This window comes from Bacillus sp. SIMBA_008, assembly GCF_046535495.1.
GTDB classification, from domain to species: Bacteria; Bacillota; Bacilli; order Bacillales; family Bacillaceae; genus Bacillus; species Bacillus subtilis.
In genome coordinates this window covers 326,327-352,362 of sequence record NZ_JAWRWL010000003.1, presented here as the reverse complement: position 1 = coordinate 352,362, position 26,036 = coordinate 326,327, and the positions used below count along the sequence as shown (strand labels likewise).

Below are 26,036 nucleotides of genomic sequence, written 5' to 3'. Positions count from 1 at the left end.
AAAATGACGAAAAAGATCTTGTTTTGCGCGACTGTTGATTATCATTTTAAGGCCTTTCACCTCCCTTATTTTAAATGGTTTAAACAAAGGGGCTGGGAGGTTCATGTCGCCGCGAACGGACAAACCAAGCTGCCGTATGTAGATGAGAAATTCTCCATCCCGATTCGCAGGTCACCTTTTGACCCTCAGAACCTGGCCGTTTATAGGCAGTTGAAGAAAGTGATCGACACTTATGAATACGACATTGTCCATTGCCATACACCGGTCGGCGGCGTTCTCGCCAGACTGGCGGCGAGGCAGGCACGGCGGCACGGAACAAAGGTGCTGTATACAGCGCACGGATTTCACTTCTGCAAAGGAGCACCAATGAAAAATTGGCTTCTTTACTATCCGGTCGAGAAATGGCTTTCAGCATATACGGACTGCCTGATTACGATTAATGAAGAGGATTATAAACGGGCGAAAGGACTTCAAAGGCCGGGCGGAAGGACGCAGAAAATTCACGGCATTGGCGTCAACACCGAGCGTTTCCGGCCTGTCAGTCCGATAGAGCAGCAAAGACTCAGAGAAAAGCACGGGTTCCGTGAAGATGATTTTATATTGGTTTATCCGGCTGAGCTCAATCTGAACAAAAACCAGAAGCAGTTAATTGAAGCCGCAGCCTTGCTAAAAGAAAAAATTCCCTCGCTCCGCCTTGTGTTTGCCGGGGAAGGGGCAATGGAACAAACGTATCAAATGTTAGCTGAAAAGCTTGGTGCCTCCGCCAATGTCTGTTTTTACGGCTTTTGCAGCGACATACATGAGCTGATTCAGCTTGCGGATGTATCTGTCGCATCCAGCATTAGAGAGGGCCTCGGCATGAATGTGCTTGAGGGAATGGCGGCAGAAAAACCGGCGATCGCCACAGATAATCGCGGGCATCGGGAAATCATCCGCGACGGAGAAAACGGTTTTCTGATCAAAATCGGTGACAGTGCTGCTTTTGCCCGCCGGATTGAACAGCTTTACCATAAGCCGGAGCTCTGCCGAAAGCTGGGCCAGGAAGGCCGAAAAACAGCCTTGCGCTTCTCGGAGGCGCGAACGGTGGAAGAAATGGCAGATATTTATTCCGCGTACATGGATATGGATACAAAGGAGAAAAGCGTATGAACTCAGGACCGAAAGTTTCTGTCATTATGGGCATTTATAATTGCGAACGCACATTGGCAGAAAGCATAGAATCCATACTCAGCCAATCCTATAAAAATTGGGAGCTGATTTTGTGCGATGATGCGTCAACAGACGGCACGCTCCGTATCGCGAAGCAGTATGCCGCTCATTACAGCGACCGCATCAAACTGATTCAAAACAAAACAAATAAGCGGCTTGCCGCATCATTAAATCATTGTCTTTCGCATGCGACAGGCGATTATATCGCACGTCAGGACGGAGATGACCTTTCGTTTCCGCGCCGTCTGGAAAAGCAGGTCGCGTTTTTAGAAAAGCACCGACACTATCAGGTGGTTGGCACCGGCATGCTTGTGTTTGATGAATTTGGCGTAAGAGGCGCCCGCATTCTGCCTTCTGTTCCGGAGCCGGGCATCATGGCAAAAGGGACTCCATTTTGCCACGGCACGATTATGATGAGAGCGAGTGCCTACCGCACGCTGAAAGGCTACCGGTCGGTGCGGCGGACGAGACGAATGGAAGATATTGATTTGTGGCTTCGCTTTTTTGAAGAGGGCTTCAGGGGCTATAATCTTCAGGAAGCCTTGTATAAAGTGAGGGAAGACAGCGATGCATTCAAACGGCGGTCATTTACGTATTCAATCGACAATGCCATTCTTGTCTATCAGGCGTGCAGACGCTTGAAGCTTCCTTTATCTGATTACATATATATCGCAAAACCGTTAATTCGCGCCTTTATGCCTGCAGCTGTGATGAATCGCTACCATAAAAAAAGAGTGATGAACCAAAAGGAAGGGCTTGTCAAGCATGAATAGCAGCCAAAAACGCGTGCTCCATGTTCTCAGCGGCATGAACAGGGGCGGCGCGGAAACCATGGTGATGAATTTATATCGGAAAATGGACAAAAGCAAAGTGCAATTTGACTTTTTAACGTATCGAAATGATCCGTGCGCTTACGATGAAGAGATTTTATCTTTAGGCGGGCGGCTTTTTTATGTCCCGAGCATTGGGCAAAGCAATCCCCTTACATTTGTGAGGAATGTGAGAAACGCGATAAAAGAAAACGGGCCGTTCAGCGCCGTTCATGCGCACACGGATTTCCAAACGGGTTTTATCGCCCTTGCGGCAAGGCTCGCCGGAGTGCCGGTCAGGGTATGCCACTCCCACAATACGTCTTGGAAGACCGGCTTCAACTGGAAGGATCGATTGCAGCTGCTCGTGTTCAGGCGGCTCATTTTGGCAAATGCGACAGCGCTGTGTGCCTGCGGAGAGGATGCGGGCAGGTTTTTATTTGGACAGTCCAATATGGAGCGGGAGCGTGTTCACCTTCTTCCTAACGGGATTGACCTTGAGTTGTTCGCCCCAAATGGGCAGGCGGCTGATGAAGAAAAAGCAGCACGCGGCATTGCAGCCGACCGGCTCATCATTGGCCATGTGGCCCGGTTTCATGAAGTGAAAAACCACGCGTTCCTGCTGAAACTTGCCGCACATCTCAAAGAAAGAGGCGTTCGCTTTCAGCTCGTTCTGGCGGGAGACGGGCCGTTGCGCGGGGAGATAGAGGAGGAGGCGCGCCGGCAGAATTTGCTTTCAGACGTCCTCTTTTTAGGCACGGAAGAACGGATCCATGAATTGATGCGCACATTTGATGTATTTGTCATGCCGTCTCTGTACGAAGGCTTGCCGGTTGTGCTTGTGGAAGCACAGGCGTCGGGGCTTCCATGCATCATTTCAGACAGCATTACAGAAAAAGTCGACGCCGGTCTCGGGCTTGTCACAAGATTAAGTCTTTCTGAGCCGATCAGCGTCTGGGCTGAAACCATTGCAAGGGCGGCCGCCGCAGGCAGGCCGAAGCGTGAGTTCATCAAAGAAACACTTGCTCAACTTGGCTACGATGCACAGCAAAATGTAGGAGCGCTGCTGAATGTATACAACATCAGCACGGAAAAGGACCATGACCGATGATTGTATATGCCGTCAATATGGGGATTGTATTTATTTGGTCTTGGTTCGCTAAAATGTGCGGCGGCCGTGACGATTCGCTTGCCACGGGGTATCGGCCGAATAAGCTTTTGATCTGGATTCCGCTCGCTTCACTTGTGCTCGTGTCAGGTCTCCGCTATCGAGTCGGCACGGATTTTCAGACGTACACGCTGCTGTACGAATTGGCGGGCGATTATCAAAATGTGTGGCAGATATTCGGTTTCGGCACTGCGAAAACAGCGACAGATCCGGGGTTTACCGCACTCCTTTGGCTGATGAATTTCATCACGGAAGATCCTCAAATCATGTATTTTACGGTGGCGGTCGTGACCTACAGCTTTATTATGAAGACACTCGCCGACTATGGCAGGCCGTTTGAGCTGAGTGTCTTTTTGTTTTTGGGAACCTTTCATTACTACGCGTCTTTTAACGGCATCAGGCAATACATGGTCGCAGCTGCTTTGTTTTGGGCGATCCGTTATATCATCAGCGGGAACTGGAAGCGATATTTCCTGATTGTGCTGGTCAGCTCTCTCTTTCATTCGTCGGCGCTGATTATGATTCCAGTGTACTTTATTGTCAGAAGAAAAGCCTGGTCACCGGCGATATTCGGCCTATCCGCTTTATTTCTCGGCATGACATTTTTATATCAAAAATTTATTTCTGTGTTTGTCGTTGTACTTGAAAACAGCTCATACAGCCATTATGAAAAATGGCTCATGACGAACACAAATGGAATGAATGTGATCAAAATCGCTGTGTTGGTTCTGCCGCTGTTCCTTGCATTTTGCTATAAAGAACGACTGCGGAGTCTGTGGCCGCAAATCGATATTGTCGTTAATTTGTGCCTGCTTGGTTTTTTGTTCGGCCTTTTGGCCACAAAGGACGTGATTTTTGCCAGATTCAATATTTATTTCGGTCTGTATCAAATGATCTTAGTCCCTTATTTTGTCAGGATATTTGATGAAAAATCGAACGCTCTTATCTATATCGCTATCGTTGTTTGTTATTTTCTTTACAGTTATTTGCTTATGCCGGTTGATTCATCGGTTCTGCCTTACAGAACGATTTTTTCCCGGTAATTTATGCACGAGGAGCCGGTCATTATGGAAACACCTGCGGTTAGTCTGTTAGTCGCTGTTTATAACACAGAAACATATATCAGAACGTGTCTCGAATCACTGCGGAACCAGACAGTGGACAATATTGAAATCATCATTGTCAATGACGGTTCAGCTGACGCCAGCCCGGATATCGCAGAAGAATACGCCAAAATGGACAACAGGTTCAAGGTGATTCATCAGGAGAACCAGGGTCTCGGTGCGGTTCGGAATAAAGGCATTGAGGCAGCACGCGGCGAATTTATCGCGTTTATCGATTCAGACGATTGGATTGAGCCTGATTATTGCGAGCAGATGCTCCGGGCAGCAGGCGATGAAACTGATCTGGTCATTTGCAATTACGCCGCAGAGTTTGAGGACACTGGCAAAACCATGGACTCTGACATTGCCCAAACCTATCAGGATCAACCGAAGGAGCACTATATCAAGGCGTTATTCGAAGGGAAGGTCAGAGGGTTTTCATGGAACAAACTGTACAGAAGAAGCATGATTGAAGCCCATCGGCTGTCGTTTCCGCTCCGAGGCGAGCTGGAGCATGTCGAGGATCAGTTTTTCAGCTTCAGGGCTCATTTTTTCGCCCGCTCAGTATCCTACGTAAAAACGCCGCTCTATCATTACCGAATTCACCTTTCCTCCATTGTGCAGCGCTATCAGAAAAAATTGTTTGAATCAGGACTTGCGCTGTATGAGGCGAATGCGGCGTTTTTACAGGAGAACAACAAACTGGAGGAGTATCGCAAGGAGCTTGATACCTTTATCGTTCTTCACAGCAGCATCTGCATGCTGAATGAATGGAAAACGAGCGGCAGCCGCCGACTGTTTGAAAAGCTTAGAAATGTTGGCATGATATGCGCGGACCCGGTGTTTCAAGAAAGTCTTTCAAAAACGGGTACTGCTCCTTTTGACGCAAAACGGTCATGCCTGCTTCTGATGGCGAAATACAGAATGATTCCGTTCGTCGCTATGGCATCGGCTGTGTATCAGCGGGTGATCGAGTACAAAATGAGAAACAGAGGGTGAGGACATGTCGTTACAATCGTTGAAAATCAATTTTGCAGAATGGCTGCTGCTAAAGGTCAAATATCCGTCCCAATATTGGCTGGGAGCGGCAGATCAACCGGTAAAGGCCGCAGCACATCAGAAAAAAATCATACTGACCCTGCTGCCGTCCCATGACAATTTGGGAGATCACGCAATTGCTTATGCCAGCAAGGTATTTCTTGAGCAAGAATACCCGGACTTTGACATCGTCGAGGTTGATATGAAGGACATTTACAAATCAGCAAAAAGCCTGATCCGCTCGCGCCATCCGGAGGATATGGTCTTTATCATCGGCGGCGGAAACATGGGGGATTTATACCGTTATGAGGAGTGGACGCGCCGCTTCATCATTAAAACATTCCGTGACTATCGGGTTATCCAGCTTCCGGCAACGGCTCATTTTTCTGACACGAAAAAGGGGCGCAAAGAGCTGAAACGGGCACAGAAAATTTATAATGCGCACCCCGGCCTATTGCTCATGGCACGGGATGAAACAACGTATCAATTTATGAAACAGCATTTTCAAGAAAAAACAATTTTGAAGCAGCCGGACATGGTGCTGTATTTAGATAGAAGCAAGACCCCCGCAGAACGCGAAGGGGTTTATATGTGTTTGCGCGAGGATCAGGAAAGCGTGCTTCAGGAGGACCAGAGGAACCGGGTCGAGGCTGCGCTATTTGAGGAATTCGGCGAGATCCAATCCTTTACGACAACGATCGGCCGCCGGGTCAGCCGCGATACACGCGAACAAGAACTTGAAGCACTGTGGTCTAAGCTGAAAAGCGCAGAAGCCGTCGTCACTGACAGGCTTCATGGCATGATTTTTTGCGCGCTGACAGGAACGCCGTGTGTTGTCATTCGCTCCTTTGACCATAAGGTAATGGAGGGCTATCAATGGCTTAAAGACATCCCGTTAATGAAGCTGATAGAACATCCGGAGCCAGAGCGCGTAACAGCCGCAGTCAATGAGCTTTTAACAAAAGAAACACCCCGTGCAGGCTTTCCGAGAGATGTGTATTTTAAAGGTCTGCGTGACAAAATCAGCGGTGAAGCGCAATGATCCCGCTCGTCAGCATTATTGTCCCGATGTATAATGTTGAACCATTTATAGAAGAGTGCATTGATTCTTTGCTTCGTCAAACGCTTTCTGATATTGAAATCATCCTCGTGAATGACGGAACACCGGATCGTTCAGGCGAGATTGCAGAGGACTATGCAAAACGGGATGCGAGAATCCAGGTCATTCATCAGGCAAACGGCGGGCTTAGTTCAGCGCGAAATACGGGAATAAAGGCCGCGCGGGGCACTTACATCGGCTTTGTAGACGGAGACGATTATGTATCATCCGCCATGTTCCAGAGGCTGACTGAAGAAGCGGAGCAAAATCAGCTTGACATCGTCGGATGCGGTTTTTACAAGCAGTCATCGGACAGGCGGACATATGTGCCGCCGCAGCTTGAGGCAAACCGCGTGCTGACGAAACCAGAAATGACTGAACAGCTTAAACATGCTCACGAAACGAGATTTATCTGGTATGTATGGCGTTATCTTTACCGTCGTGAGCTTTTTGAAAGGGCGAATCTGTTGTTTGATGAAGACATCCGTTTTGCTGAAGACTCTCCCTTCAATTTGTCCGCTTTTTGCGAAGCGGAGCGGGTGAAAATGCTGGATGAAGGCTTGTACATCTATCGTGAAAACCCGAACAGCCTGACAGAAATCCCTTATAAGCCGGCGATGGATGAACATCTTCAAAAACAATATCAGGCTAAAATTGCATTCTACAATCACTATGGCTTAGCAGGCGCATGCAAAGAAGATTTGAATGTGTACATTTGCAGGCACCAGCTTCCGATGCTTTTGGCAAATGCCTGTGCTTCTCCGAATTCGCCGAAAGACATCAAAAAGAAGATCAGGAAGATTTTGTCCTATGACATGGTGCGGCAGGCTGTCAGACATACACCGATTCAGCATGAGAAATTATTAAGAGGAGAGCGTTTGGTATTAGCACTGTGTAAATGGCGGCTCACTTTTCTCATCAAGCTGTTTTTCGAGCAGCGGGGGACAATGAAAGGCAGTGCGAAGCAGGCATGAAATTCACGATAAACTTCAGCGCTAATCTCACGGCTTTTCTCTTGTCCGTTTTCCTATCGGTTTGGATGACGCCTTTTATTGTCAAAACGCTTGGTGTGGAAGCGTTTGGCTTTGTTCACTTGACACAAAATGTGATTAATTACTTTTCGGTTATTACCGTGGCGCTCAGCTCGGTTGTCGTTCGGTTCTTTTCTGTTGCTGCCCACAGGGGAGAGCGGGAGAAAGCAAATGCGTATATCAGCAATTATTTAGCCGCCTCTGTTTTGATTTCATTGCTGCTCTTGCTGCCGCTTGCGGGTTCGGCTTTTTTTATTGACCGCGTCATGAATGTGCCGCAAGCGCTTTTGGCAGATGTGCGCTTGTCGATTTTAATCGGCAGTGTACTGTTTATTTTAACGTTTCTGATGGCGGGTTTCGGTGCTGCACCATTTTATGCCAACCGCCTTTATATCACCAGTTCCATTCAGGCGGTGCAAATGCTTATACGGGTGCTGTCTGTGCTGCTCCTGTTTGCATGCTTTGCGCCGAAAATCTGGCAGATCCAGCTTGCAGCTTTAGCTGGTGCTGTCATGGCGTCTGTGCTGTCTTTCTATTTCTTCAAAAAGCTGATTCCGTGGTTTTCGTTTCGTATGAAGGATCTTTCATTCCGCACTAGCAAGGAGCTATTTCAAGCTGGCGCATGGAGCTCCGTCAATCAAATCGGCGTCCTGCTTTTTTTGCAGATTGATCTGTTAACCGCCAATTTGATGCTTGGGGCGTCCGCATCTGGGAAATACGCGGCAATTATCCAGTTTCCGCTGCTTTTGCGCAGCTTGGCCGGAACGGTCGCATCCCTGTTTGCGCCTATCATGACTTCATATTATTCAAAAGGCGATATGGACGGATTGATGAATTACGCCAATAAGGCAGTGAGGCTCAATGGTCTTTTGCTTGCACTTCCTGCTGCCTTATTGGGCGGATTGGCGGGACCTTTTTTGACAATCTGGCTCGGACCGTCCTTTTCGTCGATAGCACCGCTTTTATTTATTCATGCCGGATACTTGGTTGTCAGCCTCGCCTTTATGCCGCTGTTTTATATATGGACCGCTTTTAATCAACAAAAAACACCGGCGATTGTTACCCTGCTGTTAGGTGCGGTGAATGTGGTGCTGGCGGTCACGCTGAGCGGGCCGGCTCATCTCGGTCTGTACGGCATAACATTGGCAGGGGCCATTTCTCTTATTTTAAAAAATGCCATCTTTACGCCGCTTTACGTATCCCGCATTACAGGCTACAAAAAGCACGTGTTCTTTAAAGGCATCATCGGGCCTCTTTCAGCCGCTGTGTTTGCCTGGACGGTCTGTAAGGCAATTCAGTTCATTGTGAAGATTGACAGCTGGCCGTCATTGATAGCGACGGGAGTGACAGTCAGCTTTTTCTACGCTGTTTTCGCTTTTATGCTCGTTTGTACAAAAGAGGAAAGACAGCTGGTATTAAAACGGTTTCGAAAAACGAAAGGAGCTGTGAATCTTTGATCCTGAAACGACTTTTTGATCTGACGGCCGCCATTTTTTTGTTGTGCTGTACAAGTGTGATCATTCTGTTCACCATCGCCGTTGTCAGGCTGAAAATAGGATCACCTGTCTTCTTTAAGCAAGTAAGGCCAGGCCTGCACGGCAAACCGTTCACCCTATATAAGTTCCGGACAATGACGGATGAACGGGACGGTGAGGGAAATCTGCTGCCCGATGAAGTCCGGCTGACGAAAACAGGCAGGCTGATCAGAAAGCTGAGCATTGATGAGCTTCCGCAGCTCCTGAATGTCCTGAAGGGCGATCTGAGCCTTGTCGGGCCGCGGCCGCTTTTGATGGACTATCTGCCTCTTTATACAGAAAAACAGGCACGGCGCCATGAGGTGAAGCCGGGTATCACAGGCTGGGCGCAAATCAATGGCAGAAACGCGATTTCCTGGGAAAAGAAATTTGAATTAGATGTTTGGTACGTTGACAACCGGTCATTTTTTCTCGATTTGAAAATTTTATGTTTGACGGTGCGAAAGGTCCTTGTTTCAGAAGGGATTCAGCAAACCAATCATGTGACCGCGGAACGGTTTACCGGAAGCGGAGATGTGTCCTCATGAAAAACGTGGCCATTGTGGGTGACGGCGGACACGGAAAGGTGATCAGAGAGCTGATAAACGCCCGCTCAGATACGCGCTTAGCCGCGGTGCTGGATGATAAATTCAAAACGTTCGAAGGCGGAAAAGAATGGTACACAGGACCGCCGGAAGCCGTTACTGAACTACGCAGGCTCATTCCTGATGTGCTGTTTCTGATTGCTGTTGGGAATAACAGTGTCAGAAAACAGCTGGCGGAGCGACTGGGACTGAGGAAAGATGATTTTATTACATTGATTCACCCGTCAGCCATCGTCAGCAGGTCGGCTGTCATTGGGGAAGGGACAGTAATTATGGCGGGCGCGATCATTCAGGCGGATGCGCGCATCGGCGCTCATTGCATCATCAATACGGGTGCAGTGGCAGAGCACGATAATCAAATCAGCGATTACGTTCATCTGTCCCCGCGTGTCACGCTGTCAGGAGCGGTTTCCGTTCAGGAAGGCGCTCACGTCGGAACTGGTGCATCCGTCATACCGCAGATCACAATCGGGGCTTGGAGCATTGTCGGAGCCGGCTCCGCGGTGATCCGTCCCATACCGGACAGGGTAACGGCGGCCGGTGCTCCGGCATACATCATTTCTTCCATTCAAACATCAAACAAAGGATGATTCTATGCATAAAAAAATCTACTTATCTCCCCCTCATATGAGCGGCAGGGAGCAGCACTATATTTCAGAAGCCTTTCGCTCAAACTGGATTGCGCCGCTTGGGCCGCTCGTGAATTCATTTGAAGAACAGCTGGCAGAACGAGTCGGTGTAAAAGCAGCTGCTGCGGTCAGCTCAGGAACGGCGGCGATTCATCTCGCGCTGCGTTTACTTGAGGTAAAAGAAGGTGACAGCGTGTTTTGCCAGTCCTTCACATTTGTAGCAACCGCCAATCCGATTCTATATGAAAAAGCGGTGCCCGTCTTTATTGATTCTGAGCCTGATACGTGGAATATGTCGCCGACAGCCCTTGAAAGAGCATTGGAGGAAGCGAAAAGAAATGGAACACTGCCAAAAGCGGTGATTGCCGTCAATCTATATGGGCAGAGCGCGAAAATGGATGAAATCGTAAGCCTGTGTGATGCATACGGAGTTCCTGTCATTGAGGACGCAGCCGAATCTCTCGGCACAGTCTATAAAGGGAAGCAAAGCGGAACTTTCGGGCGCTTCGGCATTTTTTCATTTAACGGGAACAAAATCATTACCACATCAGGGGGAGGGATGCTCGTTTCAAATGATGAAGCAGCAATTGAAAAAGCAAGATTTCTCGCTTCGCAGGCACGAGAGCCGGCTGTTCATTACCAGCACAGTCAAATTGGACATAATTACACGCTGAGCAATATCTTAGCCGGCGTCGGCATTGCCCAGCTTGAGGTGCTGGATGAGCGAGTGGAGAAAAGAAGGAACATTTTCACGAGATACAAAAATGCGCTCGGTCACATAGCCGGCGTCCGCTTTATGCCGGAGTACGCAGCAGGCGTATCCAATCGCTGGCTCACCACGCTCACACTTGATAACGGGCTCAGCCCATATGACGTAGTTCAACGTCTTGCTGAAGAAAACATTGAAGCCCGTCCGCTGTGGAAGCCGCTCCATACCCAGCCGCTGTTCGATCCGGCTTTATTTTATTCTCATGAAGATACAGGAAGCGTATGCGAAGATTTGTTCAAGCGAGGAATCTGTCTCCCATCGGGGTCCAATATGACAGAAGATGAGCAAGACCGGGTCATTGAAGTGCTACTGCACTTATTCCAAACTGCCGAGGTGAAGAAATGGACAGCAAGCATTCGATGATCAGCCTGAAACAGAAACTGTCCGGGCTGTTCGACGTCATTCCGAAACAATCAGAGATTATATATGCTGACTATCCTCTATATGGGAATGTAGGGGATTTATTTATTATGAAAGGAACAGAAGCCTTCTTTAAAGAACACGGGATTCGGGTCAGAAAACGCTGGAATCCTGACAATTTTCCAGTCGGGCGAAAGCTGGATCCTAATCTCATCATCGTCTGCCAGGGAGGCGGAAACTTCGGGGATCTGTATCCGTATTATCAAGGCTTTAGAGAGAAAATCGTCCAAACCTATCCGAACCACAAAATTGTGATCCTGCCGCAATCGATTTATTTTCAAAACAAAGACAACCTCAAACGGACGGCAGAGATATTTTCTAAGCATGCGAACCTTCACATCATGACAAGGGAAAAAGCCTCCTATGCTACGGCACAGGCTTATTTTTCAAAAAATCATATTCAGCTTCTGCCTGATATGGCTCATCAGCTGTTTCCCGTCATTCCCACGCAGCAGCCGTCCAATCAAAAGCTGAGATTTATCCGAACAGATCATGAAGCAAACCAGGCGCTTCAGGAACACACAGAAGCGGAAAGCTACGACTGGCGCACGGTGCTGTCAGCTTCAGACCGCCGGACGATTGCTTTTCTCCAAACGCTGAACGTCCTGAATAAAAAAGCAGGCAACCCTTTGCCCATTGCGTATATATGGGGAAAATACTCGGATTATATCGTCCAAAAAGCCATTCGGTTTTTCAGCCGTTACGAATCGGTGGAAACGTCAAGGCTGCACGGACACATCTTGTCCGCTCTTCTTCAAAAAGAAAACACGGTCATTGATAATTCCTATGGGAAAAACGCCAATTACTTTCATACCTGGATGGAAGGAGTGCCAGGCACCCGGCTCATCCAGCACGCCTCAAAGAAGGAAAACCTTCCTGCTCACATGTGAGCGGAAGGTTTATTTTGATTCTCCACGTTTGACTTTGTTGTATGCTTCATCTAAATGCTGAATCCGTTTCAGGACAACTGCGTTTTTCGTCAGCTGGTCCTGCACTAGTGTTGAAACAACGGAACGGTAGTAGCTGTTCATCGCGTGGATTTTATCCTCAGACTGATTCATTTCAATATGCTGTTTTAAATTCTCAATAAAATAAGGGACGGAAAAAAGTTCAGACATTTCTTTGGCAGCTCCTTTTTCATAAATGTATACGGTGTGATCTCAATCATGTACAATGAAGAAAGGGGAGTGAGCATGATGGATATGAAACTTCAGCAAGTACAAGTATTAAAGCCTCAACTGACACAGGAGCTCAGGCAGGCCATCACACTGCTTGGCTATCATTCGGCAGAACTCGCCGAGTACATTGATGAGCTCTCACTGGAAAACCCTCTTATTGAACGAAAGGAAACAGACACACCGCCACTATCTTACCATAAAACAAACAAAAACAGGATGAATGCACAGGAAGCGGGCCTTCAATTAAGTAATCCGCAAAAAACATTGCAGGATGCGTTAAAACAGCAGTCACTCGATATGAATCTGACAAACACTGAAAAAAAGATTTTTAATTATCTGATTCATTCGCTTGATTCAAACGGGTACTTGGAAGAAGATATAGAGGAGGCAGCACGGCGATTATCTGTATCGGCCAAGGAAGCGGAGGCTGTTTTGGCAAAACTCCAGTCATTAGAACCGGCTGGAATCGGTGCGAGATCTTTGCAGGAATGCATCCTTCTTCAATTACAGCGGCTGCCGAACAGAAATGAACAAGCAGAAATGCTGGTTTCAGCTCATTTTGATGCTTTTGCGCAAAAAAAATGGAAAGCGCTTTCAGTAGAGACGGGAATTCCGCTTCATACCATTCAAGATATCTCAGATGATATCGCGGCTCTTCATCCTAGACCTGGCCTTCTGTTTGCCCGGCCAGAGCAAGATGTGTATATTGAGCCTGACATTTTTATCACTGTAAAAAACGGGCACATCGCAGCGGAACTGAATACCCGCTCGTTTCCCGAGATCGATCTGCATCCGCAGTACAGAACGCTTTTATCATCCGGCTCCTGTCAGGATACTGTCTCCTATTTATCTGCGAAATATCAGGAGTGGCGCTGGCTGAGCCGCGCGCTGCGGCAGCGAAAACAGACAATCACGAGAATTATCAATGAACTGATCACACGCCAAAAGGATTTCTTTCTGAAAGGGCGAAGCGCAATGAAGCCGCTGACTCTCAGAGAGGTGGCGGACTGTCTAAGCCTTCATGAATCAACTGTGAGCCGGGCCATTAAAGGGAAAACAATACAAACGCCTTACGGGCTGTTTGAGATGAAACTCTTTTTCTCAGCAAAAGCCGAGGCTTCAGGTGATGGAGATGCGTCGAATTATGCAGTCAAAACGCATCTGGAAGACCTGATCAATCAAGAGGACAAAACAAAACCGCTTTCAGATCAAAAGCTTGTCGATTTGCTGTATGAACAACACGGCATCCAAATCTCGAGACGCACCGTGGCAAAATATCGTGATCAAATGAATATTCCGTCATCGGCAGCGAGAAAGCGATATAAATAAAATCCTCCCTAGACGGGAGGATTTTTTTAAGGAATCATCCAGCTGAATACGTGATGCTGCAAAAAGGTGATGATACAAACGAGCAGCAGCAAAAACAGACTGTGTTTAATGGTAAAGCGGAAAAGATCTGACTCCTTTCCGGCGAGTCCTACCGCGGCGCACGCCACCGCTATCGACTGCGGTGAAATCATTTTTCCTGTGACACCGCCTGAAGAGTTGGCGGCCACAGACAGAACGGGGTCCATGCCGACTGATAATGCGGTGACTTTCTGCAGGTTGCCGAACAGCAGGTTGGCGGAAGTATCCGAGCCGGTAATGAAGACGCCGAGCCAGCCGAGGACGGGCGAAAAGAAGGTAAACATCGAACCTGTCAGCGCGAGTGTCATCCCGAGTGTCGTGCTCATTCCCGAGGAGTTGGTGACATAGGCAAAACCAACGACAGAAGCGATGGTCAAAATCGGAAGCTTCAATTCCTGGACTGTTTCTTTAAAAACGGTTCCCCAGTCTTTCCACGAAATCGCCGTGATGAACTTTGACAGCACTGCGGCAATCAATATCGCGGTGCCGGCTGAACCAAGCACCTCAAGCTTGTAAACCGCCTCAATCGGCGTACCGTCAGCATTGACAATCTGATTGTTCAAAAAAGGCACACCGGGGGCAAAAGTCAGTTTTTCTCCAACAGCATTCAGCCACTTCAAGAACACCGCAGAGCCTTCATAATGCCCGGTTAGTGCAGATTTGACAGATGGAATGCCCCATACGGAAATCATCGCCGTCAGCAGCAGAAATGGCGACCAAGCCTTAAAAATCTGTCCGCCGCTGTACGCAGGCGCCGCCGGATTTGTGCGCGCCGTTTCAATTGAGGCGGCCGACTCTTGTTCACCGGCAAACCGGAATGTTGTTTTCGGCTTCCACCATTTCAAAAACACAGCAAGTGCAGCCATTGAAACAAGAGCTGACAAAACATCGGGCAGCTCAGGCCCTAAAAAATTGGAACTGAGATATTGAACAACAGCAAAGGAAACACCGGATACGAGAATCGCCGGCCAGACCTCCAAGGCTTTCCTGAACCCGCTCATGATGATGATTAAATAAAGAGGAATAAATACGGATAAAAACGGCAGCTGCCGCCCGACCATTTGCGAAATCTCCATCGCCGGAATCCCTGTCGGCCCTTCTACGGCTGTAATTGGAATCCCAATTGCCCCAAAGGCAACCGGCGCCGTATTGGCGATCAAACAGATCCCCGCAGCATAAAGAGGATTAAAGCCGAGACCGACCAGCAGCGCGGCAGAAATGGCGACCGGCGCTCCGAAGCCTGCTGCCCCTTCTAAAAAAGCCCCGAATGAAAAAGCGATCAAGAGAGCTTGAAGCCGTCGGTCATCAGTAATCGAGAGAACAGAGCTGCGAATGATATCAAACTGTCCCGTTTTCACAGTGATTTTATACAAAAAAACAGACGTCACAATGATCCAGCCGATCGGCAACAATCCGTATACGGCTCCTTGTGTCGCGGACATCAGCGCTTTTTCCGCCGGCATACGATAAACCAATACAGCAATAATAAGGGCGATCCCCAATGTGGCCAAGCCAGCTGTATACCCCTTCATCCGTTTAATCGCGAGTGCCCAAAAAAAGAAAATAATCGGTACAAGTGCGGCAAGCGCTGATAATAGCAAATTTCCCCCTATAGGCGTATATGCCTGTGTCCATTGCATCCCAAACCCCTCCTTGAAACATAAACTGGCGCCATATGTAAGCGGTTTCTATAGATGATATGATCATCTGATGACTGGGTAATAAGACCAGTTACCTAGCATTATATTTTGAAAAAAATCAAAGTACAAGACTTTTTGACAAAATAGTCAAAATCTTTTGGCGGCCCACAAAACAGAGTATAATAGATCGTAAACAGCCAGACCTACAAGTTACGGGGTGAATTGCATTGAAATACAAACAGATTAAAACAAAAAAAATATATGAAGAAGTAGCAGATGCCCTATTAGATATGATCAAAAACGGCGAATTGAAGCCGGGGGATAAACTGGACTCTGTTCAGGCGCTTGCTGAGAGCTTTCAAGTCAGCCGTTCAGCGGTTCGCGAAGCACTTTCTGCGCTAAAAGCGATGGGGCTTGTCGAAATGAAACAGGGAGAAGGCACGTATCTGAAGGAATTTGAGCTCAATCAAATCTCTCAGCCGCTCTCAGCGGCCCTTCTGATGAAAAAAGAGGACGTCAAGCAGCTGCTCGAGGTCAGAAAACTGCTTGAAATCGGCGTGGCTTCACTAGCGGCTGAAAAAAGGACAGAAGCAGATCTCGAAAGAATTCAGGATGCACTAAAGGAAATGGGCAGCATTGAAGCGGACGGGGAGCTGGGAGAGAAAGCAGACTTCGCATTTCATCTTGCGCTTGCGGACGCTTCTCAAAATGAACTTCTTAAACACTTGATGAATCACGTGTCATCATTGCTGCTGGAAACAATGAGGGAAACGAGGAAAATCTGGCTGTTTTCCAAGAAGACCTCCGTTCAGCGGCTGTATGAGGAGCACGAACGGATTTACAATGCTGTGGCTGCCGGGAACGGTGTACAGGCGGAAGCCGCCATGCTGGCGCATTTGACGAATGTGGAAGATGTGCTTTCGGGATATTTCGAGGAAAATGTGCAATAACCAACTCATTTCCCGGGCAATTCCGCCGGTTCCGAATGATACGAACAACTGAGACTGAGCCGCAAATGGTTCAGTCTTTTTACATGGAAGCCAGAGGGCTTTGTGCACTTGACATTTGTGAAAAATAAAGTAAAATATTTTACTAAAACAATCCGAGCTGAATAATGGAGGCAGATACAATGGCGACAATTAAAGATATCGCGCAGGAAGCGGGATTTTCAATCTCAACCGTTTCCCGCGTTTTAAATAACGATGAAAGCCTTTCTGTTCCTGATGAGACACGGGAGAAAATCTATGAAGCGGCGGAAAAGCTCAATTACCGCAAAAAAACAGTAAGGCCGCTGGTGAAACATATTGCGTTTTTATATTGGCTGACAGATAAAGAAGAATTAGAAGATGTCTATTTTAAAACGATGAGATTAGAAGTAGAGAAACTGGCGAAAGCATTCAATGTCGATATGACCACTTATAAAATAGCGGATGGAATCGAGAGCATTCCTGAACATACGGAAGGGTTTATTGCCGTTGGCACATTTTCAGATGAAGAGCTGGCTTTCCTCAGAAATCTCACTGAAAATGGCGTGTTCATCGATTCAACTCCTGATCCCGATCATTTTGATTCGGTAAGGCCCGATTTGGCACAAATGACAAAGAAGACGGTAAACATCCTGACTGAGAAGGGGCATAAGAGCATCGGTTTTATCGGCGGCACATACAAAAATCCGAATACCAATCAGGACGAAATGGACATCCGTGAACAAACCTTCAGATCCTATATGAGGGAAAAAGCCATGCTGGACGAGCGCTATATTTTCTGTCATCGCGGATTCTCTGTAGAAAACGGCTACCGCCTGATGTCAGCAGCGATCGACACATTAGGCGATCAGCTTCCGACTGCTTTTATGATTGCAGCGGACCCGATTGCAGTGGGCTGTCTGCAAGCCCTGAACGAAAAAGGAATTGCCATACCAAACAGGGTAAGCATTGTGAGTATCAACAACATCAGCTTCGCGAAGTATGTCTCGCCTCCTCTGACGACGTTTCATATTGATATACATGAATTATGTAAAAATGCTGTTCAATTACTGCTTGAACAAGTGCAGGACAAGAGAAGAACGGTAAAAACATTATATGTGGGCGCAGAATTAATCGTCAGGAAGAGTATGAATGAAGGATGACTTAGGACACTAAGTCATTTTTTATTTGGGTAAAAAAATTTACTTTGAGAGGTAAATAGTTTGTTTACACATTTTCTCAGGCGTGCTATATTATCTTTAAAGCGCTTTCATTCCTACCGAAAGGGTGACAATCAATGAAAATGGCAAAAAAGTGTTCCGTATTCATGCTCTGCGCAGCTGTCAGTTTATCCTTGGCGGCTTGCGGCCCAAAGGAAAGCAGCAGCGCCAAATCGAGTTCAAAAGGGTCAGAGCTTGTTGTATGGGAGGATAAAGAAAAGAGCATCGGCATTAAAGACGCCGTTGCTGCGTTTGAAAAAGAGCATGATGTGAAGGTCAAAGTCGTTGAAAAACCGTATGCTAAGCAGATTGAAGATTTGCGAATGGACGGACCGGCCGGCACAGGCCCTGACGTGTTAACAATGCCAGGGGACCAAATCGGAACCGCTGTCACGGAAGGATTACTCAAGGAATTACATGTCAAAAAAGACGTTCAATCACTTTATACTGACGCTTCCATTCAGTCTCAAATGGTAGATCAAAAGCTTTATGGACTGCCAAAAGCGGTCGAAACGACTGTCCTTTTTTACAACAAAGATCTCATCTCCGAAAAGGAATTGCCCAAAACGCTGGAAGAGTGGTACGACTATTCCAAAAAGGCTGCTAATGGCAGCAAATTTGGCTTTTTAGCCCTATTTGATCAAATTTATTATGCAGAAAGTGTGATGAGCGGATATGGCGGATACATTTTTGGAAAGGCCAAAGATGGGAGCTATAACCCGTCAGACATTGGAATCAATAATAAAGGAGCTGTCAAAGGTGCGGCGCTGATTCAGAAGTTTTACAAAGATGGCCTGTTCCCGGCTGGCATTATTGGAGAACAAGGGATTAACGTATTGGAATCGCTGTTCACAGAAGGAAAAGCCGCCGCAATTATTTCTGGGCCATGGAATGTAGAAGCTTTTTCGAAAGCAGGAATCAATTATGGCATTACGAAACTGCCGAAGCTGGAAAATGGGAAAAACATGAGCTCCTTTATCGGCGTCAAAAGCTACAACGTTAGTGCATTTTCAAAGAATGAAGAGCTGGCGCAAGAATTAGCCGTTTTCCTGGCAAATGAAAAAAATTCTAAAACACGATATGAAGAAACGAAAGAAGTTCCTGCTGTGAAATCCCTAGCCAATGACCCGGCTATTATGAAAAGCGAGGCGGCACGGGCTGTTACTGAACAATCCCGTTTCTCAGAGCCAACACCAAATATTCCGGAAATGAATGAAATATGGACGCCGGCTGATTCAGCATTACAGACGGTTGCAACAGGGAAGGCAGATCCGAAACAAGCATTGGATCAAGCAGCTGAAACGGCCAAAGGACAAATTAAGGCAAAGCACAGCGGAAAATAAAGAGAAAGCTAGATTTGTATTGTAAGAGAGGTGAAAACGGTGCAGCATCGTCAAGTCGCTTTGTTGCTTTCTATCATTCCGGGACTCGGGCAATTTTATAACAAGCAATGGATAAAAGGTATTGTCTTTCTTTTCTTAGGCGCATCGTTTTTTGCGGTCTTTGGAGATCTGCTCAATATGGGGTTTTGGGGAATCTTTACACTGGGAACAGAAGTGCCGCGGGATAATTCCGTTTTTCTGCTGGCGGAAGGGATTATTGCTGTCATCGTGACCTGCTTTGGCCTTGCGGTGTATTATGTAAATCTTCGCGATGCGTTCCAAAGCGGAAAACAGCGTGATGAAAATAAGCCATTAAGTTCCTTAAAGGAACAATACCAGCATATCATTTCTGAGGGCTATCCTTATGTCGTCAGCGGCCCATCTTTGTTTATTTTAATTTTCGCCGTGATCTTTCCTATCTTATTCAGCTTTGCATTAGCGTTTACAAACTATGATTTGTATCATTCTCCTCCTGCAAAATTAATTGATTGGGTCGGTTTTCAAACGTTCGCAAATATTTTCACAGTTGATATTTGGAGGTCGACTTTTTTTGATGTACTGGCTTGGACGGTGGTTTGGACACTTGCTGCATCCACACTGCAAGTCAGCTTGGGGATTTTTCTCGCGATCATTGTTAACCAGAAAGACCTTCGGTTTAAACGTTTTTTTCGGACCATTCTGATTTTGCCATGGGCCGTTCCCGGTTTTGTGACGATTTTAATTTTTGCGGGACTGTTTAATGATAGCTTCGGTGCGATGAATCACGACATCTTGGCTTTCTTTGGGATAGATCCGCTTCCGTGGATGACAGATGCCAATTGGTCGAGGCTTGCGTTGATTCTCATGCAGGGCTGGCTCGGATTTCCGTACATCTTTCTCGTCTCAACAGGCGTATTGCAATCCATCCCGGACGATCTGTATGAAGCAGCTACGATTGATGGCGCTTCTGTCTTTTCAAAGCTGAGATACATCACGCTTCCGATGGTGTTCATTGCAATGGCTCCGATTATCATTACTCAGTTTACGTTTAACTTTAATAACTTTAATATTATCTATCTATTCAATGGTGGAGGTCCGGCTGTAACCGGATCAACAGCCGGCGGGACAGATATCCTCGTTTCATGGATTTATAAATTGACAATGCAGTCCAGTCAATATTCTCTTGCTGCGGCTTTAACCATTTTATTATCTGTATTTGTTATCTCCATCGCATTGTGGCAATTCAGACAGACAAAGTCTTTTAAAGAGGGGGCATAAGGTATGCTGGCAGATATGAAAGTCAGAAAATATATCCGTCTCCTTTTCTCTTACTTGTTGCTAGCCTTTATGGCGGTCATCATTGTTTATCCTCTCCTTTGGACGGCAGGCGCAAGCTTTAATCCCGGCAACAGCTTAATCAGTACATCCATCATTCCGAAGCATCCGACATTCGATCATTACAAGGAATTATTTGCGGGCAAGGAAAGCCTTCAATATGTGCAGTGGTATGTCAACTCTATGAAGATCAGCCTGTTTACAATGGCAGGGTCTTTGCTCTGTGTGACGTTTACGGCCTATGCGTTTTCGCGCTTTCGGTTTAAAGGGAGGAAATACGCTTTAACGCTCTTTTTATTGCTGCAGATGATTCCTCAGTTTTCAGCTTTAATTGCCTTGTTTGTGCTGGCGCAAATCTTGGGAATGATCAATAGCCACTGGCTGCTAATCTTGCTTTATATCGGCGGCCTGATCCCGATGAATACGTATTTGATGAAAGGGTACATGGATTCCATTCCGATGGATTTAGACGAAAGCGCCAAGATTGACGGAGCCAGCAGCACCAGAATCTTCTTCCAGATCATTCTGCCATTATCAAAACCGATGGCGGCAGTCGTGGCCATGAACGGCTTTACCGGTCCGCTCGGAGATTTTGTGCTGTCCTCAACCATATTGAGAACGCCTGAATCATATACATTGCCCGTCGGTCTATTCAATTTAGTGAATGATGTCATGGGGGCCAGCTATACGACATTTGCGGCCGGAGCCCTGCTTATCAGCATACCGGTTGCCGTCATCTTTATTATGCTGCAAAAGAATTTTGTGTCCGGATTAACCGCAGGCGGAACGAAGGGCTAAGAGAACAAGGAGGAGAATGTGATGTCAAAGCTTGAAAAAACGCACGTAACAAAAGCAAAATTTATGCTCCATGGGGGAGACTACAACCCCGATCAGTGGCTGGATCGGCCCGATATTTTAGCTGACGATATCAAACTGATGAAGCTTTCTCATACGAATACGTTTTCTGTCGGCATTTTTGCATGGAGCGCACTTGAGCCGGAGGAGGGCGTATATCAATTTGAATGGCTGGATGATATTTTTGAGCGGATTCACAGTATAGGCGGCCGGGTCATATTAGCAACGCCGAGCGGAGCCCGTCCGGCCTGGCTGTCGCAAACCTATCCGGAAGTTTTGCGCGTCAATGCCTCCCGCGTCAAACAGCTGCACGGCGGAAGGCACAACCACTGCCTCACATCTAAAGTCTACCGAGAAAAAACACGGCACATCAACCGCTTATTAGCAGAACGATACGGACATCACCCGGCGCTGTTAATGTGGCACATTTCAAACGAATACGGGGGAGATTGCCACTGTGATCTATGCCAGCATGCTTTCCGGGAGTGGCTGAAATCGAAATATGACAACAGCCTCAAGACATTGAACCATGCGTGGTGGACCCCTTTTTGGAGCCATACGTTCAATGACTGGTCACAAATTGAAAGCCCTTCGCCGATCGGTGAAAATGGCTTGCATGGCCTGAATTTAGATTGGCGCCGGTTCGTCACCGATCAAACGATTTCGTTTTATAAAAATGAAATCATTCCGCTGAAAGAATTGACGCCTGATATCCCTATCACAACGAATTTTATGGCTGACACACCGGATTTGATCCCGTATCAGGGCCTCGACTACAGCAAATTTGCAAAGCATGTCGATGTCATCAGCTGGGACGCTTATCCTGTCTGGCACAATAACTGGGAAAGCACAGCTGATTTGGCGATGAAGGTCGGCTTTATCAATGATCTGTACCGAAGCTTGAAGCAGCAGCCCTTCTTATTAATGGAGTGTACGCCAAGCGCGGTCAATTGGCATAACGTCAACAAGGCAAAGCGCCCGGGCATGAATCTGCTGTCATCCATGCAAATGATTGCCCACGGCTCGGACAGCGTTCTCTATTTCCAATACCGCAAATCACGGGGGTCATCAGAAAAATTACACGGAGCGGTTGTGGATCATGACAATAGCCCGAAGAACCGCGTCTTTCAAGAAGTGGCCAAGGTAGGCGAGACATTGGAACGGCTGTCCGAAGTTGTCGGAACGAAGAGGCCGGCTCAAACCGCGATTTTATATGACTGGGAAAATCATTGGGCGCTCGAGGATGCTCAGGGGTTTGCGAAGGCGACAAAACGTTATCCGCAAACGCTTCAGCAGCATTACCGCACATTCTGGGAACACGATATCCCTGTCGACGTCATCACGAAAGAACAAGACTTTTCACCATATAAACTGCTGATCGTCCCGATGCTGTATTTAATCAGCGAGGACACCATTTCCCGTTTAAAAGCGTTTACGGCTGATGGCGGCACCTTAGTCATGACGTATATCAGCGGGGTTGTGAATGAGCATGACTTAACATACACAGGCGGATGGCATCCGGATCTTCAAGCTATATTTGGAGTTGAGCCTCTTGAAACGGACACCCTGTATCCGAAGGATCGAAACGCTGTCAGCTACCGCAGCCAAATATATGAAATGAAGGATTATGCAACCGTGATTGATGTAAAGACAGCTTCAGTGGAAGCGGTGTATCAAGAAGATTTTTATGCGCGCACGCCAGCGGTCACAAGCCATGAGTATCAGCAGGGCAAGGCGTATTTTATCGGCGCGCGTTTGGAGGATCAATTTCAGCGTGATTTCTATGAGGGTCTGATCACAGACCTGTCTCTTTCTCCAGTTTTTCCGGTTCGGCACGGAAAAGGCGTCTCCGTACAAGCGAGGCAGGATCAGGACAATGATTATATTTTTGTCATGAATTTCACGGAAGAAAAACAGCTGGTCACGTTTGATCAGAGTGTGAAGGACATAATGACAGGAGACATATTGTCAGGCGACCTGACGATGGAAAAGTATGAAGTGAGAATTGTCGTAAACACACATTAGGCTGATGCTCCGCTCGATATGGGCGGATTCTTTTTTCTATAGAGTGAAAACGCTTACTAAGTCTTGGGGGGATGAAATCATGAAAAGCAAAGTGAAAATGTTCTTTGCGGCTGCCATCGTGTGGAGTGCATGTAGTTCAACAGGATATGCCGCTGCCATTGAGAAGGAGAAGCACGTGTCAGAGCTTCGGGCAGAGGATCTTTTTGTTAAAAAAGTAGAGGGGATGAACAAGGACTTTATCAAAGGGGCAGATGTATCCAGCGTTATTGCTTTGGAAAACAGCGGTGTCACCTTTTACAATACAAGCGGAAAACGCCAGGATATCTTTACAACTTTAAAACAGGCTGGGGTCAACTATGTTCGCGTCCGCATCTGGAATCACCCGTATGATTCAAATGGCAACGGGTATGGCGGGGGAAACAATGATGTTCAAAAAGCCATCGAAATCGGAAAAAGAGCGACAGCGAACGGAATGAAGGTGCTGGCCGACTTTCACTACTCTGATTTCTGGGCCGATCCAGCGAAACAAAAGGTGCCCAAAGCCTGGGCGAATCTCAGCTTTGAAGCAAAAAAAGCAAAGCTCTATGAGTATACGAAACAAAGCCTGCAAAAGATGATCAAGGAAGGCGTTGACATCGGCATGGTTCAGGTCGGAAATGAAACAACAGGAGGATTTGCCGGTGAGACTGATTGGACGAAGATGTGCCAATTATTTAATGAAGGAAGCCGAGCGGTCAGGGAGACAAATTCAAATATTTTGGTCGCCCTGCATTTTACCAATCCTGAAACTGCTGGAAGGTATTCATTTATTGCGGAAACACTCAGCAAAAACAAAGTGGATTATGATGTGTTTGCGAGCTCCTATTATCCTTTCTGGCATGGCACATTACAAAATTTGACCTCCGTGCTGAAGGCTGTTGCCAATACGTACGGCAAAAAAGTCATGGTGGCGGAGACATCGTACACCTATACCGCTGAGGATGGCGATGGGCATGGAAATACAGCACCAAAAAGCGGGCAGACGCTGCCATATCCAATTTCTGTTCAAGGCCAGGCAACTGCAGTAAGAGATGTAATGGAGGCAGTGGCGAATACGGGCAAAGCAGGACTTGGTGTTTTCTACTGGGAGCCGGCGTGGATTCCAGTCGGGCCGAAGACACAGATAGAGAAAAACAAAGTGTTATGGGAAACATACGGGTCAGGGTGGGCGTCCAGCTATGCTGCTGAATACGACCCTGAAGACGCCGGGAAGTGGTATGGGGGAAGTGCTGTAGATAATCAAGCTTTATTTGATTTTAATGGACACCCGCTGCCTTCCTTGCAGGTGTTTCAATATGCGGAGTCAGGACATATTCCAAAGAAACGCTGAAACAAAAAAATCCATGAGATGTAACAAATCATTGTTATGTCTCATGGATCATTTTATTTTACATCAACTAATATAAAACATTCGTCATCACTCTTATGATGAGCTTCCTTTTGATGCTGCAGTGATGTAAGGATTTTCTCCTTCAGGTCAGCGATTGGCGAATCAGGATGATCCTTTAGTAAATCAAATAAATAACATGAAGCCGTAGGATCCATCACGCCATCCGTATACAGAAGCAATCTTCCATCCTCCGTGTATGAAAGGCTGCTTGACTGAAACTCTAAGTCTTCAAACAACCCGATCGGAGGTGAAGTCGCGTGAAGCAGATGTTGAGTTCCGCTATCGTCCTGCCAAAGTGCCGGCGGATGCCCTGCGTTGACATAATCAATTCTTTGCCGTGCTATATCAATCTCGAGATAAATAGCAGTGCAATAATGTCTTGCTTCCTCATCATTTTGAAACAAGCTGTGAAGGTGCCGGTCCAATTCCTTCATAACTTTAACGGGGCTGAGACCTTGCGTGATCTGGCGCTGGAACAAAGGATGAAGAGACATCGTAATCAATGCAGATGAAATTCCGTGCCCCATCACATCAAGGATAATAATGCCGTAACGGTGTTCATCGATTTGATAATATCCGTAAAGATCACCTGACAATTCACTCGATGCGTTGTAATAAGAGTCAATCTGAACCTGATCGTTTACAATCGGTTCAGTCAACGAGTTTTTCTGGATCTTTCTGGCGAGTTCAAGCTCTCTTTTGGTGTTTAATTTAAATTGTTGATTTTGTTTATTGATCTCAAGAAGTTCTTCTTGTTTTGCTTTCAGCGTTTCCAAGGCAATTTCTAACTCCGCATTGGCTTTCTGTTTGGCAAGCAAAGCTTCCTGAGCCTCATTTCTGGCTATCAGCAGCTCATTTTCATATTCATTTCGCTTTCGCATTGGAATCAGAACACAATCAAAGACAGAAGCCCCGCTATCGTGTCTCGCAATAGCATTGATAAGGACGGGAATTTCTTCTCCATCTCTTGCTTTCAGGGAAATGTATATTTCTTCGATGTGATGCTCCAATTTCAAAAGCGGAAAAAAATAAAGCTGGCAGAAAAGCTGCGCGGGAATGGTCAACATCATATTCATGTGCTGGCCGATAACCTGCTCCGGTTCATAATCCAGAATCTTGATAAGGGTGCGGTTGGCAGCTATGATCGACCCCTCTTCTGACAAAGCGAGGAAACCGCATGGTGCATCATTCAATTGTTTGTCCATCTAAGAGGGTCACCTCTATCCC

The 26,036-nt window shown here is 46.9% G+C and carries 23 protein-coding genes; 20 read left to right on the top strand and 3 right to left on the bottom strand.

The features are described 5' to 3' along the window. Nucleotides 1-3: 3 nt before the first annotated feature. From SB658_RS12415 to SB658_RS12360, 12 genes are read left to right on the top strand one after another with little or no spacing between them, the layout of a single operon-like run. Entirely contained in the window at nucleotides 4-1,149 is a 1,146-nt protein-coding gene (locus SB658_RS12415) for a glycosyltransferase family 4 protein (protein WP_021480651.1), read from the top strand. After that, nucleotides 1,146-1,982 (top strand): glycosyltransferase EpsE, encoded by an 837-nt coding sequence (epsE, locus tag SB658_RS12410; RefSeq protein ID WP_003244557.1) that lies wholly within the window; start codon nucleotides 1,146-1,148, stop codon nucleotides 1,980-1,982. The genes SB658_RS12415 and epsE overlap by 4 nt, the downstream gene beginning before the upstream one ends. Next, on the top strand, nucleotides 1,975-3,129 hold the full coding sequence (locus SB658_RS12405) for a glycosyltransferase family 1 protein (RefSeq protein WP_015714750.1): 1,155 nt from the start codon (nucleotides 1,975-1,977) through the stop codon (nucleotides 3,127-3,129). Before epsE ends, SB658_RS12405 begins: the two co-directional genes overlap by 8 nt. Further along, a complete protein-coding gene (epsG, locus tag SB658_RS12400) occupies nucleotides 3,126-4,229 on the top strand; it encodes a biofilm exopolysaccharide biosynthesis protein EpsG (RefSeq protein ID WP_015714749.1) in 1,104 nt (367 codons plus the stop codon). The genes SB658_RS12405 and epsG overlap by 4 nt, the downstream gene beginning before the upstream one ends. Nucleotides 4,230-4,253: 24 nt before the next feature. Beyond that, complete coding sequence (locus SB658_RS12395) at nucleotides 4,254-5,288, top strand: glycosyltransferase family 2 protein (RefSeq protein WP_069703643.1); 1,035 nt, start codon at nucleotides 4,254-4,256, stop codon at nucleotides 5,286-5,288. Nucleotides 5,289-5,292: 4 nt separating this feature from the next. Next, nucleotides 5,293-6,369: a polysaccharide pyruvyl transferase family protein gene (locus SB658_RS12390; protein WP_069703644.1), complete on the top strand. Its 1,077-nt coding sequence runs from the start codon at nucleotides 5,293-5,295 to the stop codon at nucleotides 6,367-6,369. Next, complete coding sequence (locus tag SB658_RS12385; protein ID WP_144500519.1) at nucleotides 6,366-7,400, top strand: glycosyltransferase; 1,035 nt, start codon at nucleotides 6,366-6,368, stop codon at nucleotides 7,398-7,400. Before SB658_RS12390 ends, SB658_RS12385 begins: the two co-directional genes overlap by 4 nt. Continuing rightward, nucleotides 7,397-8,914: an MATE family efflux transporter gene (locus SB658_RS12380; protein WP_041850511.1), complete on the top strand. Its 1,518-nt coding sequence runs from the start codon at nucleotides 7,397-7,399 to the stop codon at nucleotides 8,912-8,914. Before SB658_RS12385 ends, SB658_RS12380 begins: the two co-directional genes overlap by 4 nt. Further along, a complete protein-coding gene (locus SB658_RS12375) occupies nucleotides 8,911-9,519 on the top strand; it encodes a sugar transferase (protein WP_015251185.1) in 609 nt (202 codons plus the stop codon). Before SB658_RS12380 ends, SB658_RS12375 begins: the two co-directional genes overlap by 4 nt. Continuing rightward, the gene (locus SB658_RS12370; protein WP_144500520.1) at nucleotides 9,516-10,166 is read left to right on the top strand and encodes an acetyltransferase; all 651 of its coding nucleotides are present in this window, start codon (nucleotides 9,516-9,518) and stop codon (nucleotides 10,164-10,166) included. Before SB658_RS12375 ends, SB658_RS12370 begins: the two co-directional genes overlap by 4 nt. 4 nt (nucleotides 10,167-10,170) lie before the next feature. After that, nucleotides 10,171-11,337 carry a DegT/DnrJ/EryC1/StrS family aminotransferase gene (locus SB658_RS12365; protein ID WP_144500521.1) on the top strand — a complete coding sequence of 389 codons (1,167 nt, stop codon included), beginning with the start codon at nucleotides 10,171-10,173 and terminating at the stop codon, nucleotides 11,335-11,337. Beyond that, nucleotides 11,316-12,284: a polysaccharide pyruvyl transferase family protein gene (locus tag SB658_RS12360; RefSeq protein ID WP_077671056.1), complete on the top strand. Its 969-nt coding sequence runs from the start codon at nucleotides 11,316-11,318 to the stop codon at nucleotides 12,282-12,284. The genes SB658_RS12365 and SB658_RS12360 overlap by 22 nt, the downstream gene beginning before the upstream one ends. Before the next feature lie 9 nt (nucleotides 12,285-12,293). On the opposite strand, the gene yvfG is transcribed toward SB658_RS12360, so the two are convergent. Beyond that, nucleotides 12,294-12,512, bottom strand: a complete 219-nt coding sequence (gene yvfG, locus SB658_RS12355) for a protein YvfG (RefSeq protein WP_003219905.1) — start codon at nucleotides 12,510-12,512, stop codon at nucleotides 12,294-12,296. Nucleotides 12,513-12,590: 78 nt separating this feature from the next. Here yvfG and rpoN point away from each other — a divergent pair, with 78 nt between their 5' ends. Then, nucleotides 12,591-13,901, top strand: a complete 1,311-nt coding sequence (gene rpoN / locus SB658_RS12350) for an RNA polymerase factor sigma-54 (RefSeq protein ID WP_128740740.1) — start codon at nucleotides 12,591-12,593, stop codon at nucleotides 13,899-13,901. A gap of 26 nt (nucleotides 13,902-13,927) precedes the next feature. Here rpoN and lutP read toward each other — a convergent pair whose 3' ends face one another. Continuing rightward, nucleotides 13,928-15,619, bottom strand: a complete 1,692-nt coding sequence (lutP, locus tag SB658_RS12345) for an L-lactate permease LutP (RefSeq protein ID WP_015714740.1) — start codon at nucleotides 15,617-15,619, stop codon at nucleotides 13,928-13,930. A 227-nt stretch (nucleotides 15,620-15,846) separates the two neighbouring features. On the opposite strand from lutP, the gene lutR reads away from it, so the two are divergent. From lutR to ganB, 7 genes are all read left to right on the top strand, one after another. Continuing rightward, a complete protein-coding gene (lutR, locus tag SB658_RS12340; RefSeq protein WP_021480640.1) occupies nucleotides 15,847-16,569 on the top strand; it encodes an L-lactate utilization/bacilysin biosynthesis transcriptional regulator LutR in 723 nt (240 codons plus the stop codon). A 179-nt stretch (nucleotides 16,570-16,748) separates the two neighbouring features. Then, entirely contained in the window at nucleotides 16,749-17,747 is a 999-nt protein-coding gene (ganR, locus tag SB658_RS12335; protein WP_021480639.1) for a galactan degradation operon transcriptional regulator GanR, read from the top strand. 134 nt (nucleotides 17,748-17,881) lie between these two features. Further along, entirely contained in the window at nucleotides 17,882-19,147 is a 1,266-nt protein-coding gene (ganS, locus tag SB658_RS12330) for an arabinogalactan oligomer ABC transporter substrate-binding protein GanS (RefSeq protein ID WP_144500522.1), read from the top strand. A gap of 39 nt (nucleotides 19,148-19,186) precedes the next feature. Next, nucleotides 19,187-20,443, top strand: a complete 1,257-nt coding sequence (gene ganP, locus SB658_RS12325; RefSeq protein ID WP_015714738.1) for a galactooligosaccharide ABC transporter permease GanP — start codon at nucleotides 19,187-19,189, stop codon at nucleotides 20,441-20,443. Between the two features lie 3 nt (nucleotides 20,444-20,446). Continuing rightward, complete coding sequence (gene ganQ / locus SB658_RS12320) at nucleotides 20,447-21,298, top strand: galactooligosaccharide ABC transporter permease GanQ (RefSeq protein WP_014478026.1); 852 nt, start codon at nucleotides 20,447-20,449, stop codon at nucleotides 21,296-21,298. Nucleotides 21,299-21,316: 18 nt separating this feature from the next. After that, nucleotides 21,317-23,380 carry a beta-galactosidase GanA gene (ganA, locus tag SB658_RS12315; protein WP_144500523.1) on the top strand — a complete coding sequence of 688 codons (2,064 nt, stop codon included), beginning with the start codon at nucleotides 21,317-21,319 and terminating at the stop codon, nucleotides 23,378-23,380. A gap of 79 nt (nucleotides 23,381-23,459) precedes the next feature. Beyond that, entirely contained in the window at nucleotides 23,460-24,749 is a 1,290-nt protein-coding gene (ganB, locus tag SB658_RS12310) for an arabinogalactan endo-beta-1,4-galactanase (protein WP_021480636.1), read from the top strand. A 53-nt stretch (nucleotides 24,750-24,802) separates the two neighbouring features. On the opposite strand, the gene rsbP is transcribed toward ganB, so the two are convergent. Further along, nucleotides 24,803-26,014: a phosphoserine phosphatase RsbP gene (gene rsbP, locus SB658_RS12305; protein WP_041850517.1), complete on the bottom strand. Its 1,212-nt coding sequence runs from the start codon at nucleotides 26,012-26,014 to the stop codon at nucleotides 24,803-24,805. Nucleotides 26,015-26,036 lie beyond the last annotated feature (22 nt).